This is a genomic window from Acinetobacter sp. YH12070, assembly GCF_013419625.1.
Classification (GTDB): Bacteria; Pseudomonadota; Gammaproteobacteria; order Pseudomonadales; family Moraxellaceae; genus Acinetobacter; species Acinetobacter amyesii.
On record NZ_VOZT01000020.1, the window covers coordinates 41,404 to 61,201 of the forward strand.

Sequence of the window (19,798 nt, forward strand, 5' to 3'; positions counted from 1 at the left end):
TATGACTGAACAAGAACAGCAAGAACCAGAAAACGAAACGCCGGTAGAGCAACTGCCGAAGAAGCGTCGTATTCTTCGAAGTGTCATTTTGACCTTCGTGTTCGTGCTTATCTTTTTGGTGGCTGCATTAGCAGTTATGTTCTCTACAGACAAAGGCAGTAAGTTTTTACTTGACCGTGTTCTGGAACGTCAGCAAATCATTCACTATGAATATGAAGGTGGTAACCTGTGGCGGGGCATTATTTTACGAAATGTCCTCGTTACGCTAAAACCTGTCGATGTAAAAATTGACCGTGCCGATATTACACTCGGTTGGCGCGCCATTATTAATAAAGAAATTCATTTAAATAAAGCAGATGTTAAAAATCTGCAAATTATTACCAAGACCCCACCTAGCGATAAACCTTTTGCATTTAGTGAAATCCGTCTGCCGTTCGTACTTCGTGTCGATCATGCAGATCTAGATCATATGCTGATTAAAACCCATAGTTCAGGTGTGGATTTTTATGACATTGAATTAAATGAAGCGCTTTGGTCAGGGACGGAATTAAAATTCGAAGATACCCGTATGGATATGGGCTATTTATCTGTGCGTCAAGCTTCGGGAAATATGAAATTTGAAGGCAAATATCCGCTAAATGCTGTGGGCATTGTCAATTTACCTTCACTACGTGAAAGTCTGAATATTCATGATATTCAAGTGGTGGCTAAAGGATCGTTGGATACGATACAAGCCGGTGTAGCAACCCATACCCCAGATCTTCTAACTGGTTGGGCTGTGGTCCATCCGATGCGTCCACATGTCCCGATGTTTGGTGCACTCAAATTTAAAAACTATCATTTACCTTTACTGACGGAGCAAAAGCTTTTTGCTAAAAATGGTCTGGCAAAATTCAAAGGGGATATTCAGCGTCTTAATTTAGATTTAGACACGGACCTGAGCGGTGCCAATATCCCTGAAGGTAAATATACTGCGCTCATGAGTACGGACTTGGTCAACCAACTTGATATTACTAACCTAAATGGTCAAGTGATGGGCGGCGCTGTCAATTTGGGTGGCGTGGTGAGTTGGAAAGATCAGGTCACTTGGGATGTAAGCGGTCGTTTAGATAAAATTAATCCAAAACATAAGCTGATCCCGCAAGTGGTTCAAGATTTTCTACCTGTAAATTTAAACAGTAAGATTGCGTCTAAAGGGACCCTTGAAAAAGGTATGCACCTGACGGCGTTGGTGGATTTTGACCAATATGAAACTTGGAATTTAAAACTTGATCAAGCGCCTGCTAAAAATAATAAAGCTCAGCCGATGCTGATGGATGTGTCTTGGAAAAATATAGACCGTGCAGTGCCATATGTTGGATGGTTGAGTAGTGATTCGGGCAATGTGCAATTGGCACTTACAGAAGGTCAGCAAAACATTAATGTGGCGACCACCGTGTCAAGACATGAAAAAGGTGCTCTGCCTGCTGGACAATATCAAGCCAAACTGAATCTGAAAAATAACAATCTCAATGTCCCTGCCTTTAGTTATGTGGCCGACAAAGGTCAGCTCAAAGGTAATGCAGTTGTAGAATTGCCTGATCAAAAACGTATGCTGAAATGGCAAGCCAATGTACAAGCACAGCAGTTCAATCCGCAAACCATCGTAGCTGCTGCGCCTGTCGATCAAATTACAGGGTCATTAAAAGCCAATGGTTATGCAAAACCAAATCAACAGATTATTCAGCTGAATAATATTGATTTGTTAGGCCGACTAGCACAGCAAAATGAAACGGTTCATTTAACAGGTAAATCTACTGCTGCGCTGACTTTCCATGATGAGAAACAAGGTGGAGGCTTTAAAGCTTTTGCTGTGAATTATGATGGTGGCCTCAATGCAAGCCAAGTTGCCGCAAGTAAAGGCAGTTTGATTTTCAAAGTATCTGGCACACCTGAATTAATTAAAATAGCCGAGCTGCGTCATGATGGCGTGGCAGGTAAAATTTCTGCCAATGGACAAGTTTTACTACAAAAAGCCATTGGTTGGGATATTAATGCATCACTGGTGCATTTTAAGCCGCATTACTTTGCCTCAAATGTACGGGGTGAATTATCTGGAAATTTAAAAACCAGTGGTGTGTGGTCAGATACGCTAAAACGTATTCAAATTGAACGTCTGAATTTGGCAGGTATGATCAATAACAAACCTGTCCGTGGTCAAGGTAACTTGGCGATGGTGATTAATTCAAATCAATCCGGCTTTATGCCAAAACAGTTTGAAGCGAATAATTTACTGTTGGCTTATGCCAATAACCAAATTCAAGCCACAGGTAATGCACAAAATTTACAATTGAAAATTAATGCACCGGCATTATATGAAATTTATGCAGGCCTACGTGGACGTGCTTATGGCTACTTAAATGTTCAAGCACAACCACGACTGCAAGCATCTGCCAATATCGCAATAGATGATTTTGCTTTTAATAATTTATTCAGTGTGAAAAAAATACGGGTGCAAGGCGAGTTGCCAACTTCTGCGACTTCACCAAGTTTATTAACGGCAACGATGGATAATTTACGTAGTAACAACCGTGAGATTGTGAAAGGTCAAATTTCACTGGCCGGTACACGTAATGCGCATTTATTAAAAGTCAGTGCTGAAAATAAATTATCAAAATTTTATGTGCAGTTAGCTGGTGGTTTTAACGCACAAAATAATTGGCTTGGTCAGATTCAAAAAGGCGATTTTGACTCCTTACGTACCCGTCTTGTGCAGCGTCAAAATGCATCGATTATTTACAACACTGCACAGTCTGACTTATTTGTTGGCGCACATTGTTGGATGAGCCAGCAAAGTGAATTATGTTTTGATCAGCCGATTCGTGTGAATAAAAACCGCGGCAATGTATCCTTTGTGACAAAGAACCTAGACTTAAATGATTTTGCAGCATTTATGCCTGAAGGCCTGGCGATTACGGGTAAAGTGAATGGTTATGCAAAAGCGTCTTGGGCGAAAGGTGCAAAACCTAAAATTGATGCACGTTTAGTGACTCGTGACGGTTTACTTGGTTTAGCAGCTGAAGATCCACAGTATTTAGCATCCACTTTAAAATATGACGAAGTAGGTTTGATTGCGAAAAGTGTCGCTGAAGGGTTACAGATTCGACTCGATACCAAAGCTCCTGATATTGGTACAGGTTATGCCAATATTATTATTGATCCGTATAAAGCCAATAAACCGATCCGTGGTGAAGTGGCCTTTAACCAAGTTCAATTGAAAATCTTAAAACCATTTATACAAGATGTCCGTTCAATGGGCGGTACGTTGTCTTATGCGGCAAAAATTAGCGGAACATTGTCACAGCCTTTAATGGATGGTGAGATTCGAGTGAAAAATGGCTCGATTAGCATGATTTCATTGCCTGTGAACTTGACCAATATTCAGTTGTATTCTGCTGTACGTCAAAACCATGCGACGATTGATGGTGCATTTAACAGTGGGCGTGGTGTGGGCAAATTAACCGGAAATATTGACTGGAAAAATGATCCACGTATCCAGTTGAATTTAACGGGTAATGAAATGTTAGTCCGTCAAGCGCCATTGATCACCGCTGTTGTAACGCCTGATTTATCTTTAGATGTGCTGCCTTTCAGTAAGAAATTAACCTTAAAAGGTAAAATTGATGTGCCGCGTGCATTGATTTCGATGCCGGAATCTTCTGCAACAGTGGTTGGGGTATCTTCAGATGTACGTGTGGTACATGAAGGTGATAACCAACTTGAGATCTTAAAATCGGCACGTCCTTGGGATATTCGCGCTGACGTACAGGTAAATATTGGTAATCAAGTGATTTTCCAAGGTTTTGATAGCCGAATTCCGTTGATTGGTCGTTTGAATTTGACACAACGTGGTTTAGAAACAGCAATGCGTGCCAATGGTGCAATCGGTGTTTCTCAGCGTGTGAAAATCGAAGCTTATGGTCAAAGTCTTGACTTGAACCGTGCGATTGCCCGTTTCAATGGACCATTGGCGAACCCAACTTTAGATATTGATGCCAATAAAGCCGTACAAGGCAGTACCGTTGGTGTTCGTGTGACGGGTACAGCATCAAGTCCTGCAATTCAGGTGTATAACGATGCAGGTCTGTCTGAACAAGAAGCCTTAAATGCCTTAATTACAGGTCGTATCAATGAAGGAAGTTCAGGTTTAAGTCAGGCGGAAGGTTTCCGTTCTGATGTGAACAATACGATTGCTGCAGCCGGTATTAGTATGGGCTTGGGTGGTACACGTGCATTGACCAATCAAATTGGTCGTACATTTGGTTTGAGTGGTTTGGCATTGGATGCTCAAGGAACAGGGGATGATACTCAGGTTTCTGTGACGGGTTATATCACACCTGACTTATTCATTCGTTATGGCGTCGGAGTATTTACACCAGTGAATAAACTGACCTTACGTTATCAAATGAATCAACGTTTGTACTTGGAAGCGAGTCAGTCTTTAGAACGAGCAATCGACTTGTTCTATAATTGGCGCTTCTAAGAGAAGTCAAAATTTGAGTATAAAAAACGCAGCTTAGGCTGCGTTTTTTATACAAATGATGAGCTGAGAAATCAATCTTTAAACGTATCATTCAGTGCCTGTTGTACCGCTTCAACACGAGACTTACAGGCTTTATAGGCTTGCATCGACTCTTCAACGATTTTCATAAGATTATCAATGTCGGGTTCTTGCTGAGATTCGAGTAATTCAGCATTACGTTTTAAAACTTCATAGCCTTCTTTAAAACTTAGTGTATCAGTCGTCATGATTTTTTACCTGTATATGTTGAATGTCAGCCGTGATGACACCGTCTTGCATTTCAATTTCAATCGGTGAATGCGTTGAAGGCTGAAGATTTTTCGTTGCACGAATGGCGTGACCTTGCTGCCGGACGATGGCATAACCTTTGGAGAGCACATGTGCAGGGTTTTGCAGCAAAGTCTCACGCATGAGTATTTCAATATTCTGTGCAGCTGTTTTAAGTTGTAACTGAGCAAAATAAGCAGTGTTATCTTGGTATTGCTGTAAGAGCCGAGTTGAGTCATTGATTTGACTTTGAGCCAAGGTCTTTATGACCTGTAGCAACTGATCATTTTGACTTTGATACAGAGCAATTTGATGTTGAGAGCGCAGTTGAATGCTTTGTAAGGCCTCTAAAACTTCTTGTGTTCGCTCAACAATATGATTACGAATCCCCCCAATCACTTTACTCGGGGTGTCGAAAGAGCGATGTGCAACTTCATCTAAGATCGTGCGGTCTTTTTCATGGCCGATACCGACCCAAATTGGCACGCTACGCTTAGATAAAAGTGCAGCCAAATCATAATCATTCAGATAAGCAAGATCGTTAACAGCACCGCCACCACGAATAATCACGATCAAATCTGGCGCAGTTTGAAAGTCATTGGCCCATTGTCTTAAACCCAGTGCTAAAGCATCTCGGATACTTTGTGCTGCGGTATTCCCTTGAAAGGTTGCAGCATGATAGACAAATTCACACACGCCAGCATGTTGTAGTGCATCTGCATCTTTTTTAAAGTCACCTAAGCCAGCCGCATTTTCAGGCGCAATAACCAAGACATGCTGAATATCAAATGGCGCAGGCAAGTTTCGATTTTTATGAATCAGACCTTCGCTGGTGAGTTTTTCTAAAATTTGTTGATAGCGTCGAGCTAGATCACCCAAGGTAAAACTCGAATCAATTTCTTCGATATTGACTGAAAAGCCGTACTGCGGGTCAAATTTGGCACGCACTTTAACCAAGACATTTAAGTCACGACTGAGCTCAATGCCGCTTTCACGTTCAAATTTTCCGACAACTTTATTTGCAGTAAATTTCCAAATTGTGGCCTTACAACTGGCAATGACTCTATCACTTTCTTGTTCTTTTTCAGCCAATTCTAAATAGTAATGTCCACCTTTGATGTTTAAATTTCGAATCTCGGCTTTGACCCACACGGCATCATTAAAAGCCAATTGAATGACTTCTTTGACCGCAGATAGGTATTCGCTCAGCGTTAATTGAACATCAGACATAATTTAAAATAGGAGAATATACAAATGAATATTCATTTAAATACTAAATAAATATTCAGCAATTGCAAATGATCATTTCGGTTAACACAGCAGACATTATCAGCGCCACTACAGCGTAGCGTTTCATTTCACACGAAGCAGTTCGTTCCAATTACTCAGGTAAGCGGGGGAACACAGATTTTTTTTCATCCGCCATGTTGCAGCATCGTCCTGCGCTAAGCCGATCGAGACAAAATGATGCCCAAATTTTTTTTGAATATCGTCGATGGTGTCGGACAGTTTCAAACGGCTTTGTCTTAACGCCATATCGCAAAACAAATCTGGGGTAAAGTTTTGTTTTGGAATGATTTCTAATAACACCACACCGGCTTTTTTATATTTAAATCCCGCTTTAAAGATTTTTTCGGCGGCACGCGTTGCTGCTTGGGTGATACTAATTAAGTCATCGGTATGCTCATTCAGTGTAATGGCCAGATAAGGTGCGTATTTTTCAGTAGAATTAAAGCGGCTCGTTTGAATAAACACTCCCACCATACGACATAGAGAATGATCTGCTCTTAAACGTGTGACGGCTCGCGCGATATATACACGAATAGAGGCTTTAATATCTTCCAGTTCGTAGACTGGCTGACCATAGGAACGACTACTGATAATTTGCTGTTTGCTCGGTGCTTCTTCTTCAATAGCCAGACAAGATAGACCTTGCAGTTCCAAGACGGTTTTTTCCATCACCACACTAAATTTTTTTCGAATATCTTTAGGCTGTGCATTGATCAGATCTAGAACATGATGAATGCCAAGTTGATTCAGGGCTTTTGTATGATTTCGACCGACGCCCCAAACTTCATTGACTGGCGTATGGGCAAGGAGCTGTTCTGAGGAACACGGGTCCATTTCAACTAAATTGCACACACCGTTCAAATACGCATTTTTTTTGGCAAGATGGTTGGCTATTTTGGCTTCCGTTTTAGAGCGACCAATCCCGACACAGCAGGTTAAGCCTAGCCATTTTAGGATCGTCTCTCGTATTTCTTTGGCATATAGGCTTAAATCGAACAGTTCTTGATAGGCGGTGAGATCTAAAAAACACTCATCGATCGAGTAAACTTCACGGTCTTCGGGGCCGACATACAGGCCTAAAATATTCATAAATCGATTAGACATTTCGGTGTAGAGAGCATAGTTACTCGACAACACCTGAACATGATGCTGTTGGATTAAATCCTGAATTTGATAGACCGGCACAGCCATTTTAATCCCGAGGTCTTTGGCTTCCTGACTTCGAGATACAACACAGCCATCGTTATTGGACAGCACGACGACAGGGACATTATTGAGCTTTGGGTTAAAGACACGCTCACAACTGACGTAGCAGTTGTTGAGGTCAACTAACGCAAATATTTTATTTGCAGCTTTCATGACGAATTCTTGTGTTTAGGTGTGTGATGAGCGCTTATAAAATTGCTTTAAATTAAAAGTCACAACACCCTGAACAATGATAGATTCGCTATCTGAAGGGATAATATGCGCATAGGCTGGATTTTCTGCTTTTAGCCAAATTTTGGGTAAGACTTTATTGGGGTCACCAAAAATGTCGGCAATTTCTTCTTTTGACATTTTTGCGGTGATCATCAAACGCTTTAAGGTGATTTCACGATTATCAATTAGTGCGACTACGATATCGCCATGTTTGGCTTCTAAGCTTCGATCCACCAAAAAAGTATCATTAATTTCAAAGCCAGCATTGAGTAAAGACTCGCTATCGACATGCGCAACAAATGTAGCGAGCGGGTTAATCACCAAATAATCGTTCAGGTCTAAGACTTTTTCAAAAACATCTTTATTGGCGAAAGCTGGGCCAGCAGGAATACGTTCCAAGGCAACGGGAAGTTCAATACGGGTATTTTTTTGAACAGGCTGAACATTGAGCGAAGAATCCAAAAATGGATCTTTAGGAGGTTCTTGAGATTGCTGTTCAAGCAGGGCATTGATGGTGGGACTCGGTTTACCATCTTCGCCCATGAGCTGTTGCAAAGACGACCAAGCTTGGTCCGAAAAATAAATTGGCAGTTTTTTTGACATATTTTGCTCCTACGCAACGTGGCGTGTTTGAAGAAAATTACTTTTTTTAGGATACGCGTTGGGCAGGTCAAATTTCAAATTAATAAAACCTTTAAAATCAAAACTGCGACAAGTTGAGTCGTTTTAAATATTGCAAAAATCATCATCGGCTCACAGAAAATGGCGTGCTGTATTTTGAATAAAGGCTGCATTGCTGCCCAATCGCAGAAAGCAGAAGGATTGCTAAAAATTGCAATAAACAACTCGTTTAGTTGCCATAAACTTGATAAGTTAAATTTTTATATTCAGAAATAGACATGATGAAAAATATATGGATTTTAGCTGCACTGACAGCATTTATGGCGGGTTGTAGTACAACACAACAAACTGAAACGACACCAGAAAAAATTGGTATGGCAAATCCAGCCAGCCAATATTGTGTCGAGCAAAAAGGTAAACTTGAAATTCGTGATGAAGCAAATGGTCAGGTCGGGTATTGCCATTTGCCAAACGGGCAAGTGGTTGAAGAGTGGGCATTATTCCGTAGTAGCCAAACTCAATGTGTCGCTGATAAGGCCAAGACGCTGATTGGCCAAGCAAAATTGACTGAAGATCAGATCAAGGCGATTAGCCAAGCTCAAATTGTCCGTCTAGTCAAACCTGGGCAGCCAGTGACAATGGATTATCGTGTAGAGCGCGTCACTGTCACGGTAAATCCAATCAATCAAAAAATTATTCAAGCAACTTGCGGTTAATGCAAACTTATAAAAAAGGCCCGAAAGGGCTTTTTTTGTTTGTTCGGCTGCGACTAATTTAAATGACAAATCCATTACGATCTTTTATATTGCCCCTCGTAAGGAGAAGTTCATGAAAAAGTTATTTGCTTTATCCGTTATGGTGGCTTTGGTCGGCTGTGCTGAGAAAAAACCATTAACCCCTGAAGAGCAGTGGCAGGGTTACTGCCGCAGTGTAGGTAATGCTGCACGTACGATTATGTTAGATCGTCAAAATGCAATTGAAAAAGACAAAGCAGTTGAGCATGCCAACAAAATTGAGGATGAAACCACCAAAGGATTTATCCTGAACATCATTGATGAAGTTTATGCCTTGCCGCAAGCTGAGATTAATACTGATGTTGAAAAAGCACGTGAAAAAATTCGTGCTGAGTTTACTGAAAAATGTATCGCAACACCGCATACTGAAATGCCAGATTATAAACCGTTCTAAGGAACGGTTTTTTATGCGAGAAAGCGCGTAAAGCAAAACCTAAAGGCTGTATTCATCAGTGAGTAGTTACAACTGGGTAACTATCCGTTGTTTAGCCATATGATTGAGTTCATGCTTATTTTGCGAATGCATATTTATCTTCGGGTTACTTTTGAGTATAAGATGCTTAAAGACTTAAAATAGCCTAAGCATAGCGGAATACAAATTGTGACAACTTGCTAAATCATAAATATAGAAAAGCAAATCTTTTTAATGAATAATGAAATGGAGAATAAAAAACAGTAGAGGAGCAGAATATGGACGTTATAGGTTATATGCATCACTCAGATCTACTCCTAGAAGATGAACAAGGCGTAGCAATTATCGGTGGTGGGAACTACGTGCTCAGCATTGGAGATAAAGTCACATTACGCCAAAAAGTAGATGAATTTTCTCAACGCTATTTGGTCGATATCAGCTTTGCAAGTAATCAACATCAAACCACATGTCAGGACGAATGGTGCCTCAGATTTACAGGCGATCGAGCAGAACTTCAGCAATATATCACTGCAACCACTGTACACTAAGGTGGAATATCCAATACTGATAAAAACAGGCAACATTTAGTTGCCTTTTTTTGATGGTTAATTTTAGTCAAAAGTTAATATGCGCAAGAAAAGCGTGTTCTAAGTATTGATTTTGCTTAATGTATAAACGATATGAGGATCATTTATTTATAAAATAACGGGCATCACGAAGAAACACTTGTAGTGCATTAACTTTTAACTGGAATTTTAGTAAAATTTAGCAGTCCATATTATTTGCGTAGCTTTATTTAAAGCAGGAATGCGTAAATAATTTTTTAAAAAAGAGGAATAACACCGTGCTAGAAGCTTACCGCCAACACGTTGAAGAACGTGCCGCACTCGGAGTCCCACCGAAGCCACTTGACGATGCTCAAACAGCTGCATTAGTTGAATTATTAAAAAACCCACCAGCTGGCGAAGAAGCATTTTTAGTTGATTTACTAGAAAACCGTGTTCCAGCGGGTGTTGACCAAGCTGCATACGTTAAAGCTGCTTTCTTAGCTGCTTTGGCAAAAGGTGAAGCGACTTCTCCACTAGTAACTAAAGAACGTGCGGTTTACCTACTAGGTACTATGCTTGGTGGTTATAACGTTGCTCCTTTAGTTGCACTTCTTGATGATGCAGAGCTTGGTGAATTAGCTGCTGACGCACTTAAGAAAACTCTTCTTGTATTTGATGCCTTCCACGACGTTGCTGATAAAGCAAAAGCGGGCAATGCGAATGCACAAGCAGTTATGCAATCTTGGGCAGATGCTGAATGGTTCACTAGCCGTAAAGACGTTCCTGAAGAAATCAAACTTACAGTTTTCAAAGTAACTGGCGAAACGAACACAGACGACTTGTCACCTGCACAAGACGCGTGGAGCCGTCCAGACATTCCGTTACATGCTAACGCAATGCTTAAAAACGTACGTGACGGTATCAATCCAGAAGTTCCTGGCGAAGTTGGTCCACTTAGCCAAATCAAAGAGCTTATCGCGAAAGGCAACCAAGTTGCTTACGTAGGTGACGTTGTTGGTACTGGTTCTTCTCGTAAGTCAGCAACTAACTCTGTACTTTGGTTCTTTGGTGACGAAATTGCTCACATTCCGAACAAAAAAGACGGTGGTTATTGCTTAGGTTCTAAAATCGCTCCGATTTTCTTCAACACTATGGAAGATGCTGGTGCATTGCCAGTAGAAATCGATGTTCAAAACATGAACATGGGCGACGAAATCACGCTTAAAATCGACCACGCTGCTGCTAAAGTAACTGCGTTCAAAGACGGCGTTCAAATCGCTGAATCTGAACTTAAAACTCCAGTTCTTTTAGATGAAGTACGTGCTGGTGGCCGTATCAACCTTATCGTTGGTCGTGGTTTAACAACTAAAGCTCGTGAAGCTCTTGGTCTTGCACCTTCAACTTTATTCCGTACTCCAGTTCAACCTGCAGCTACTGGTAAAGGCTTCACTCAAGCTCAAAAAATGGTTGGTCGCGCTTGTGGTCTTCCTGAAGGTCAAGGTGTACTTCCAGGTACTTACTGTGAACCTAAGATGACTACTGTTGGTTCTCAAGATACAACAGGTCCAATGACTCGTGACGAACTTAAAGATCTTGCTTGCCTAGGCTTCTCTGCTGACCTAGTTATGCAATCTTTCTGTCATACAGCTGCGTATCCAAAACCAGTTGACGTTCAAATGCAGCACACGCTTCCTGATTTCATTATGAACCGTGGTGGTGTTTCTCTACGTCCAGGCGACGGTATTATCCACTCTTGGTTAAACCGTATGCTTCTTCCAGATACAGTTGGTACTGGTGGTGACTCACATACTCGTTTCCCAATTGGTATTTCTTTCCCAGCGGGTTCTGGTCTTGTAGCGTTCGCTGCTGCAACTGGTGTTATGCCACTAGACATGCCTGAGTCTGTTCTTGTTAAGTTCAAAGGTAAAATGCAACCTGGTATCACTCTACGTGACCTAGTACATGCGATTCCTTACGTTGCGATCCAACAAGGTGACTTAACTGTAGAGAAAAAAGGTAAGAAAAACATCTTCTCTGGCCGTATCCTTGAGATCGACCTTACAGAAATGGAAACTGACCTTACTGTTGAGCAAGCGTTCGAACTTTCTGACGCATCTGCTGAACGTTCTGCTGCTGGTTGTTCTATCACACTTTCTGAAGAGAAAGTTGCTGAATACCTTAAATCAAACATTACTATGTTGAAATGGATGATTTCTGAAGGTTATGGCGATGCTCGTACTATGGCGCGCCGTGTAGAAAACATGGAGAAATGGTTAGCGAACCCAAGCCTAATCAAAGCAGATCCAGATGCTGAATACACTAAAGTGTATGAAATTGACCTTTCTACAATTACTGAACCAGTTCTTTGCTGCCCGAACGACCCAGATGACGCTAAATTGCTTTCTGACGTTGCTGGTACAAAAATTGACGAAGTATTCGTTGGTTCATGTATGACTAACATTGGTCACTTCCGTGCGGCTGGTAAACTTCTAGACAAAGTTCCTGGTGGTTCTTTATCTACTCGTCTATGGTTGGCTCCTCCAACTCGTATGGACGAACGTCAATTGATGGAAGAAGGTTTCTATAACATCTATGGTAAAGCTGGCGCTCGTACAGAAATGCCAGGTTGTTCATTATGTATGGGTAACCAAGCACGTGTAGCTCCGAACACTACTTGTGTATCGACTTCTACTCGTAACTTCCCGAACCGTCTAGGTCAAGGTGCGAACGTTTACTTAGCTTCTGCTGAGCTTGCTTCTGTTGCTGCTGTACTTGGTAAATTACCAACTCCAGCTGAGTACCAAGAATACGCAGCTCAAATTGATAGCATGTCTGCCGACATCTACCAATACTTAAGCTTCGACAAAATGGGCGACTATACTGACGCTGCTAAAGACGTTGATACTAAGAAAATTGCTGCTGCTCAATTGTCTTAATTGATTAAGTAGTTAATAAGAAAATCCCACGTCATGTGGGATTTTCTTTATATAAAATTGCAATAGAAATAGCAAAATAATATTTTAGAAATTAGACATATGAAACTAAAAAACATTACACTTATACTATTAACACTTTGTTCATCAAATATTTTTGCTGAGGTATCTTTTACAAAGCTAGCAAATATTAAGTTAGTTGATGAAAATGCATATCGAACAAACTCAGAAGTACAATCTGACATTGAAGATTTGATCCAAGCAAAAAAATTCAAAGAAATCTCAACTAACGCCAATCAACTCTTAAATAGCGAAGAATATAATTTTGATGGTAAATTTAAACACACAAGTTATTTAGATTCTTTTCTTAGAATCGTAAATAAGCATCGTGTAACATCTTCAAATTATTACAAAGAGAATATTGCTCAAGGACAGAAATGGATCAAAGCTGAACCAGAATCACCATTAGGTTATATTTATTATGCAATGTGGGTTAGGCAACAGGCTTGGAGTGTTAGAGGGGGAAGTTATAGTTCACAGGTATCGCAAAATAATATGCAATATTTTGCTGATAAATCAATGCAGAATTTAAATTTTCTAATGGAAAATTATGATGTTGCATCAAAAGATCCTTTTTATTACTACATTCTTTTAATGACGCTACGTGATTTAGGTTTTGAAGAAAATTATCTAAGAGCTTATCAAGATGGAATTGTAAAATATCCAAAACAGAGAGTTATTTATAATACATTTATGGAAAGTTTTGAGAAAAAGTGGTTTGGAGAAAATTATGATGCTATTCAAATGATTATTAATGATATACAGGAAATGAATCCTGCAGAAAAAGATTTTCATTATTATCATATTCTATATACAGTACATAACAATAAGTATGATTTGAAAAAACTAAATGTAAATTGGGCTAGGGTTGAGCAAGGTGCCGTAGATTCTTTAAGTAAACTTACTTCTTTGAGTAAAATAAATGATGTGCAAAAATTGTATTGCTCTTATCCTGGGAATAGAGTGAGGTTGGAACGGTTATTAAAATCCTTTAAACAAGGACAATTAGAAAAAAGCTATATAGAAAATAGTTTGAATAACTGTCAAAAATAGAAATAATCGCCTCTTAATTGGAGGCTTTTATTTATAAATGTTATTTACAGTTCTAAGAATACAACGTTTAATCACAACTAATATTATTTTACAGTAGCATAGATCAGTGCCCAAACAATCCCGATTCCTCTGTATTGGTGGCTTCCTCAACGGAACCCAAGTCAAAGACCAAGGCGAAAGCTTTGTCTGTGTCGAAAATGGCAAACAGATGACTTACCACAAAAAAGAAATGTTTAACCAAGATGCTTGGGATCAAGATTACTATGTCTGTGAAACCACCAGTGATAAAGAGGCGCATAACTGGGTATTCGACATAAAATAATATCTCAAAAATCTTTATATTCAGTCATAAATAACCAATGCTCAGCACATCACATACGCTGAGTATTTTTATTTATTTCACTTATTAGGCTTCAAAAATGTGTAGTAGAAGAAGGGGGGGAAATAGCTTATTTACATTTTTCTAGCTGAAAAAATCAAATAATTATGTAAAAAGATAAATAAAATTGAGCACTTAAGATTAAATTATGAATTATGAGCTAGATGCTTTTTTGACAATTGTCGTGGCGGTTTTGGTTTTATTTATCGGTTATTTCTTCGTACACAAAATTTCCATCCTGAAAAAATACAACATTCCTGAACCTGTAGCAGGCGGTTTGGTCGCTGCGATTATCACATTTATATTATTTAAAAACTTTAATATCACCGTAAATTTTGATGCCAAAATCCAGCAAATATTCATGCTGATGTTCTTTACATCGGTAGGCTTGAGCGCAAGTCTTGGAAAACTCAAAGAAGGCGGAAAGGCGCTGGTGCTGTTTTTAGGTTGTGTGATTGTATTTGTCATGCTGCAAAACATCGTTGGTATCAGTTTAGCCAAAATTTTAGGATTAGATCCGCTCATCGGTTTAATTACAGGTTCAGTCACATTAACTGGCGGTCACGGTACAGCAGGTGCATGGGGCACAGTCTTTGAACAAGATCATGGTATACAAGGCGCAGTCGTACTCGGTATGGCAAGTGCAACATTCGGCTTAGTCATTGGTGGCATGATGGGCGGGCCAGTGGCGAAATTCCTCATCCGCCGTTTTCAGTTGGCAGAAGAACTTGTACCGACAACAGGACGTAATGAAGCACCGCCTGCATCTGAAACGGCGCCTTTCGAATATCCTGAAAAAACTCGTTTAATTACCGCAGATGATGCCGTCAAAACGATGGGGATGTTTGCCATCTGTATCAGCTTTGCTTATTTCATGACAGAGTTTGCTCGTGGACAGTGGTTTGAATTACCTACCTTCGTTTGGGCTTTAGCGTGTGGTGTATTTTTAAGAAACACCCTTGAACTTGGCTTTAAAATTGAAATGTTTGATCGCTGTATCGATGTATTTGGTAACGCATCCTTGGCATTATTTTTATCCATGGCGCTGATGTCATTGCAGCTCTGGTTATTGGCAGATCTTGCAGGCCCGCTGGTGATTATTTTACTGGTACAAACCCTCGTTTTAGCACTGTATCTGTACTTTGTAACTTTTAAGATCATGGGAAAAAGCTATGACGCAGCCGTACTTTGTGCAGGGCAATGTGGTATAAATTTGGGTGCAACACCGACAGCGATTGCCAATATTCAGGCAGTGACCAATACCTATGGGCCATCACATAAAGCCTTTTTGATTATTCCTTTGACAGGGGCATTCTTTGTAGATATTGTCAATGCTGTGGTCATTCAGGCAACGATAGGCTTCTTTGGTTAATACTATATATACAGCTTTAAAAAATGCTAAAGCATCTAGATAGAGTGCTTTAGCATTTCATTTTTCACCATCTTATTGATCAAGAATAATAAACAATGAAAGTTTTAAAATATCATTTGCCTTACATCAAATTGTTCATGCTATTTGTATTAACAGCATTTCCATTTTCTATAACCTTTTCAGCCGAAATTGATGTCCGAAAGACCATCGTTCAAGCAAAAAATAACGATAAACAGGCGCTTTATGATTTGGCTGTACTGAAACATATGGGGCTAGAAGGTGTGGAGATTAATCTGCCTGAAGCCATAGCGCTGTATAAGCGTGCTTCTGCCTTAGGGCACCGCTCTGCAAATCAAAATTTGGGATTGATGTATTACAAAGGTGTAGGAGTAAAAGTAGATTATGTAGAAGCCGCAAAATGGTTTGAGATCGGTGCTGAAAGAAACTTAGATGATTCAAAGCGTATGCTTTTGATTATGAATAAATATGAACTCATTCCAAGGGATGAGAAAAAATTGGAAAGTCTTTTAATTGAATTTGCAAATAAAGGCAAGCAAGAAGATATCGAACAATTGGCCGACTATTATTACTATACGAAGCAAAATATGCAGCTTGCTGAAAAGCCAACGATGTTGTTGGCTGAACAAGGCTTGGCTCAATATCAGTCCCGTTTGGGTATGATTTATTATCAAGGTATTGACGCAAAGCCTGATTATAAAAAGGCTTATCCGTGGTTTTTAAAGGCTGCGGAAGCAAATGATTTGAACGGAAAAATTAGCGTAGCAAGTTTTTATTTAGGTGGGCTAGGCGTACAGCGAGATTTTGAAAAAGCTGTTGCATGGTTTAATTCGGCTTATGAGCAGGACCCTGTGAAAACATGTGAAATTCACAGTCTCGTTTTGTCAGAATTGAACAATGAAATACAACAATGTGAGCTAAGTAGAAAACAATAAAAAGCCCCATGGTTAGGGGCTAGTCGTATCACTCGCGTGATACTCATATAAGGCTCATCTCATACTGCGTGTATTAAAGCATAAAATTGAAAAAAATGCTGAGCAAATTGACAGTTAAAACTTGGTTGTTTTAGGGAAAACCGATCGTTATACTTTGCTCTGAACATTTGTTCATTTCACTATAACCATAAAGAACTATATTGATGAAAGAATATAAAGTTGTTATCTATCAAGAAGGTATGCTGGGATCTTTGCTGCTTGGCTCTTCAAAAGTTGATCCTGTTAAATTCACCAATTTTTTAAATCAAAATGCACAGCAAGGCTGGGCGGTGATTACGATGGAAAAAGATATCCGCCGTATGCTGCTTTTTTGGAAGCGCGAAGCTTATGTAGTTGTTTTGGAGAGAGAAAAATGAAATACGGTGTCTTTAGTGCACTTATTATTTCAGTTTTATGGGGTTTATTAGCCATCTCTCAATTATGGTTTGTGTTGCTCAGTGTCGAAGTATTTACCAAAATAACCATCACAGTAGCGATCTTAGAAGCCATCATTATTATTGCAACATTGGTCATACGTGAGTATTTGACAGATAAAAAATTGAAAAAAGATGGCTATATAGATTAGAACACATAAATAGGGCAATTGAGTGCTGAACTCAATTGCCTTTAAATTTTAAAGTCATCTTATAGATTAAATCTATATTGGCTCATTACTCAATCATCATAAGGTCAGCACTGCTGGCAGATTTTAATTGTCGTAGCGCAAAAATAGAGCGGGTATGGCGTATACCTTTCATAGAATATAAATTTTTACGTAAAAAACGCTCATAGTGTTCAGCATTTTTAACTGCAACTTTCACCAAATAATCATAATCGCCAGTGACTAAATGTGCTTCTACCACTTCTGGCATATTGGCTAAAGTTTCACTAAATTGATCTAAAATTTCATCATCGTGACGTTCTAATGTGATTTCAATAAAGAATAATTCATTGATCCCAATCGATTTTGGATTGATGTTGGCTGTATAGCCGTCGATAATTTTTAAATTTTCTAGACGCTTTAAGCGTGTCCAACACGGCGAAGAGGAGAGACCAACACGTTCAGAAAGCTGGGCTATGGTGAGTCGTCCATCTTCTCTTAATGCGGATAATATTAAACGATCAATTCTGTCGAGGTTGTGTCGTGCTTCACTCATGCCAAAATAGAATATAATTGAGAAAAAATAGTTATATCATTTTTTGCAATGGTCGGCTGAAGAAAATAAGCACACTTGGACCTTCAGTACAGGTTTTAAAGATAGAAAAATAAAATATGTAAGCTGTCAGGCAGTGTGAATGAATCTAAAAGTAGAGAATCTTGTGCAGACCATAAAAAGACCACTCAGCCGGATTACTGACTGAGTGGCAAAAACTTAAGCGTGTAACTGTTGTTCAATGATCGGCCATAGATTTTGATGTGACGATTTAAACATCAACATATGTCCGATGGCTTTATGACCTGTTTCTTTCGGTTTTAACTCAATCATTTGAGTCGAAGCATTCGGGTATAAGCGCAGCAAGTCTTTGACATTGGCTTCCGTGGCGATTTCGTCATCGGAGCTCCATACGGCAGTGATCGGACAGTTCACCTGTTGATGAAAATCATGCTGAACAGTTTTGCCTAAGGCGTTGATGACATAACCGGGTTTGCTACAAAATTCAGCCCATTCACGAGCAACATCTTTTGGCAAATTTTCACCCATACCAATCGCATTGGTCGGGCCATAGCCAATGGTATAGCGTGCAATCGGGAAGATCACATTAAACATCACAGGAGCTAAAAGCTTGGTGCGACCTTTAAGATCTTTGACATGACCTGTAGAGCCAGAAACAGCAACCACTTTGGCAACTTTGTCATAATTTGGCACGATACCTAATAATTGTCCGCCTGCGCTATGACCGAGTAATATGACTTTAGGTGCCTGCGTTTTACTGATCAAAGCGTCGATTGCCGCAGGGATATCTAGCTGCCCCCATTGCACAATACTTGCTGTCGATTGTTTTAAAGGGCTGTGTAGCGACTCACCAATACCACGAAAATCGAAAACTAAAACGTCATAGCCTTGTTGGCTCAACCATGTTGCATAGCTATTATAAAATTGCTTGGTAATGCCTGTGGCTGGACAAATCAACACAGGTAAAGCCTGTTTGAGCTCTGTCTGGTGCGGATAAAAGCGCGCACTCAGTGAATAGCCGTCTTGGCAATGAATCGTGAGTTTTTCAGATGATGACATGATTCAAACTTCATGGGTGTGTTCCGATGTCACTAATTTACACAAGTTCCAAAAAGAAACCTGAAAAGAGTATGACTCTAAAGTCATGTCATAACAGGTTTGAAGCAAGTACTATTGCAGAAGAAATACAGATAAAAATAATGCGTATAATTGAACAATGGATGTAAATTAAAATGGACATGCTTCAACTTTCGAGTGCAGTAAAAATTGCGATAGTTTTTAGTGGGATTTATTTATGGGTAGGTATGCTCACAGGTGTGTGGAAATATGCACAAATAAGGCAGTCTGAACTGGCACGTGCGCATTATTATGTAGATATCGCACATCGGAGCAGTTTGTTATACGCCCCAGCGACGCTCATTTTGGCGGTATTGGCCTATTTTTCAGCACTTCCACATACACTCAATTTACTCTTTGTAATCATCAATTTGTTCTTTTTTAGCTTTTCGATTTTAAGCTATGTGCTGCATGGCTTTTTAGCTGATACCACCAATCAATTTAAAGTACCGCACGTCTTAGGCAAATGGCATTTACCTAAATGGATGATGAGTATGGCAATGCTTGGATTGGTGATTGGCGAGTTAATTGCAACACTCGGATTGCTCTTCGGAGTCATCGTTAAATTTTGGTTTTAAGCAAAGTAGTATCAAATAAAAATCGTATCAATTAGATTGGAGGCTAATCAAGGAGATAAAAGCTTTTAAAGTGCAGACGATTGTTAGGTCGAAGAATTTATATGGCTCTAGACTAGCAGAATAGATATGTTAGTCTAGAATCATGATAGAAAACAGTAAATTAAGTCACTATAAGATTAAAAAAATTATTCAGTGCTTTTGCATTGATATTCCTGCTTCTAAAACAGC

At 39.6% G+C, this 19,798-nt stretch carries 18 protein-coding genes and 1 pseudogene; 13 read left to right on the top strand and 6 right to left on the bottom strand.

Annotated elements, in window-relative coordinates:
- The first annotated feature begins 1 nt into the window (after position 1).
- On the top strand, positions 2 to 4,522 hold the full coding sequence (locus tag FTU17_RS07960) for a translocation/assembly module TamB domain-containing protein (RefSeq protein WP_180040388.1): 4,521 nt from the start codon (positions 2 to 4) through the stop codon (positions 4,520 to 4,522).
- A gap of 71 nt (positions 4,523 to 4,593) precedes the next feature.
- Here the strand turns inward: FTU17_RS07960 and xseB are convergent, their stop codons facing one another.
- The 4 genes from xseB to FTU17_RS07980 form a co-directional block, all read right to left on the bottom strand.
- Positions 4,594 to 4,788 (bottom strand): exodeoxyribonuclease VII small subunit, encoded by a 195-nt coding sequence (xseB, locus tag FTU17_RS07965; RefSeq protein ID WP_180004957.1) that lies wholly within the window; start codon positions 4,786 to 4,788, stop codon positions 4,594 to 4,596.
- Positions 4,778 to 6,058 (bottom strand): exodeoxyribonuclease VII large subunit, encoded by a 1,281-nt coding sequence (gene xseA, locus FTU17_RS07970; protein ID WP_180135065.1) that lies wholly within the window; start codon positions 6,056 to 6,058, stop codon positions 4,778 to 4,780. The genes xseB and xseA overlap by 11 nt, the downstream gene beginning before the upstream one ends.
- Before the next feature lie 123 nt (positions 6,059 to 6,181).
- On the bottom strand, positions 6,182 to 7,477 hold the full coding sequence (locus tag FTU17_RS07975) for a Y-family DNA polymerase (RefSeq protein WP_180135066.1): 1,296 nt from the start codon (positions 7,475 to 7,477) through the stop codon (positions 6,182 to 6,184).
- Positions 7,478 to 7,492: 15 nt separating this feature from the next.
- Positions 7,493 to 8,140 carry a LexA family transcriptional regulator gene (locus FTU17_RS07980; RefSeq protein WP_180135067.1) on the bottom strand — a complete coding sequence of 216 codons (648 nt, stop codon included), beginning with the start codon at positions 8,138 to 8,140 and terminating at the stop codon, positions 7,493 to 7,495.
- A 299-nt stretch (positions 8,141 to 8,439) separates the two neighbouring features.
- Here FTU17_RS07980 and FTU17_RS07985 point away from each other — a divergent pair, with 299 nt between their 5' ends.
- The 10 genes from FTU17_RS07985 to FTU17_RS08030 all read left to right on the top strand — a co-directional run bounded on the left by FTU17_RS07985 (position 8,440) and on the right by FTU17_RS08030 (position 17,287).
- Entirely contained in the window at positions 8,440 to 8,874 is a 435-nt protein-coding gene (locus tag FTU17_RS07985) for an I78 family peptidase inhibitor (protein ID WP_078189190.1), read from the top strand.
- Between the two features lie 112 nt (positions 8,875 to 8,986).
- Positions 8,987 to 9,346, top strand: a complete 360-nt coding sequence (locus FTU17_RS07990; RefSeq protein WP_078193938.1) for a hypothetical protein — start codon at positions 8,987 to 8,989, stop codon at positions 9,344 to 9,346.
- 296 nt (positions 9,347 to 9,642) lie between these two features.
- Complete coding sequence (locus tag FTU17_RS07995) at positions 9,643 to 9,912, top strand: hypothetical protein (RefSeq protein ID WP_078189189.1); 270 nt, start codon at positions 9,643 to 9,645, stop codon at positions 9,910 to 9,912.
- A 296-nt stretch (positions 9,913 to 10,208) separates the two neighbouring features.
- On the top strand, positions 10,209 to 12,848 hold the full coding sequence (locus tag FTU17_RS08000; RefSeq protein ID WP_078193936.1) for a bifunctional aconitate hydratase 2/2-methylisocitrate dehydratase: 2,640 nt from the start codon (positions 10,209 to 10,211) through the stop codon (positions 12,846 to 12,848).
- Between the two features lie 99 nt (positions 12,849 to 12,947).
- Positions 12,948 to 13,958: a hypothetical protein gene (locus tag FTU17_RS08005; RefSeq protein WP_180040398.1), complete on the top strand. Its 1,011-nt coding sequence runs from the start codon at positions 12,948 to 12,950 to the stop codon at positions 13,956 to 13,958.
- Positions 13,959 to 14,064: 106 nt separating this feature from the next.
- The gene (locus FTU17_RS08010; RefSeq protein ID WP_180059714.1) at positions 14,065 to 14,280 is read left to right on the top strand and encodes a hypothetical protein; all 216 of its coding nucleotides are present in this window, start codon (positions 14,065 to 14,067) and stop codon (positions 14,278 to 14,280) included.
- A gap of 205 nt (positions 14,281 to 14,485) precedes the next feature.
- The gene (gene gltS / locus FTU17_RS08015; protein WP_180011287.1) at positions 14,486 to 15,709 is read left to right on the top strand and encodes a sodium/glutamate symporter; all 1,224 of its coding nucleotides are present in this window, start codon (positions 14,486 to 14,488) and stop codon (positions 15,707 to 15,709) included.
- Positions 15,710 to 15,804: 95 nt separating this feature from the next.
- Positions 15,805 to 16,662, top strand: coding sequence for a tetratricopeptide repeat protein (locus FTU17_RS08020; protein WP_180105529.1), 858 nt, complete (start codon positions 15,805 to 15,807; stop codon positions 16,660 to 16,662).
- A 203-nt stretch (positions 16,663 to 16,865) separates the two neighbouring features.
- A complete protein-coding gene (locus FTU17_RS08025; protein ID WP_078193931.1) occupies positions 16,866 to 17,078 on the top strand; it encodes a DUF4177 domain-containing protein in 213 nt (70 codons plus the stop codon).
- Positions 17,075 to 17,287 (top strand): hypothetical protein, encoded by a 213-nt coding sequence (locus FTU17_RS08030; RefSeq protein WP_111884970.1) that lies wholly within the window; start codon positions 17,075 to 17,077, stop codon positions 17,285 to 17,287. Before FTU17_RS08025 ends, FTU17_RS08030 begins: the two co-directional genes overlap by 4 nt.
- A gap of 85 nt (positions 17,288 to 17,372) precedes the next feature.
- Here the strand turns inward: FTU17_RS08030 and FTU17_RS08035 are convergent, their stop codons facing one another.
- The gene (locus tag FTU17_RS08035) at positions 17,373 to 17,858 is read right to left on the bottom strand and encodes an Lrp/AsnC family transcriptional regulator (protein WP_078188537.1); all 486 of its coding nucleotides are present in this window, start codon (positions 17,856 to 17,858) and stop codon (positions 17,373 to 17,375) included.
- 216 nt (positions 17,859 to 18,074) lie between these two features.
- Complete coding sequence (locus FTU17_RS08040; RefSeq protein ID WP_180040404.1) at positions 18,075 to 18,935, bottom strand: alpha/beta fold hydrolase; 861 nt, start codon at positions 18,933 to 18,935, stop codon at positions 18,075 to 18,077.
- A gap of 173 nt (positions 18,936 to 19,108) precedes the next feature.
- Here FTU17_RS08040 and FTU17_RS08045 point away from each other — a divergent pair, with 173 nt between their 5' ends.
- On the top strand, positions 19,109 to 19,570 hold the full coding sequence (locus tag FTU17_RS08045) for a hypothetical protein (RefSeq protein WP_180007847.1): 462 nt from the start codon (positions 19,109 to 19,111) through the stop codon (positions 19,568 to 19,570).
- Between the two features lie 142 nt (positions 19,571 to 19,712).
- Positions 19,713 to 19,798, top strand: a pseudogene (locus FTU17_RS08050) (IS1595 family transposase); the annotation flags it as partial.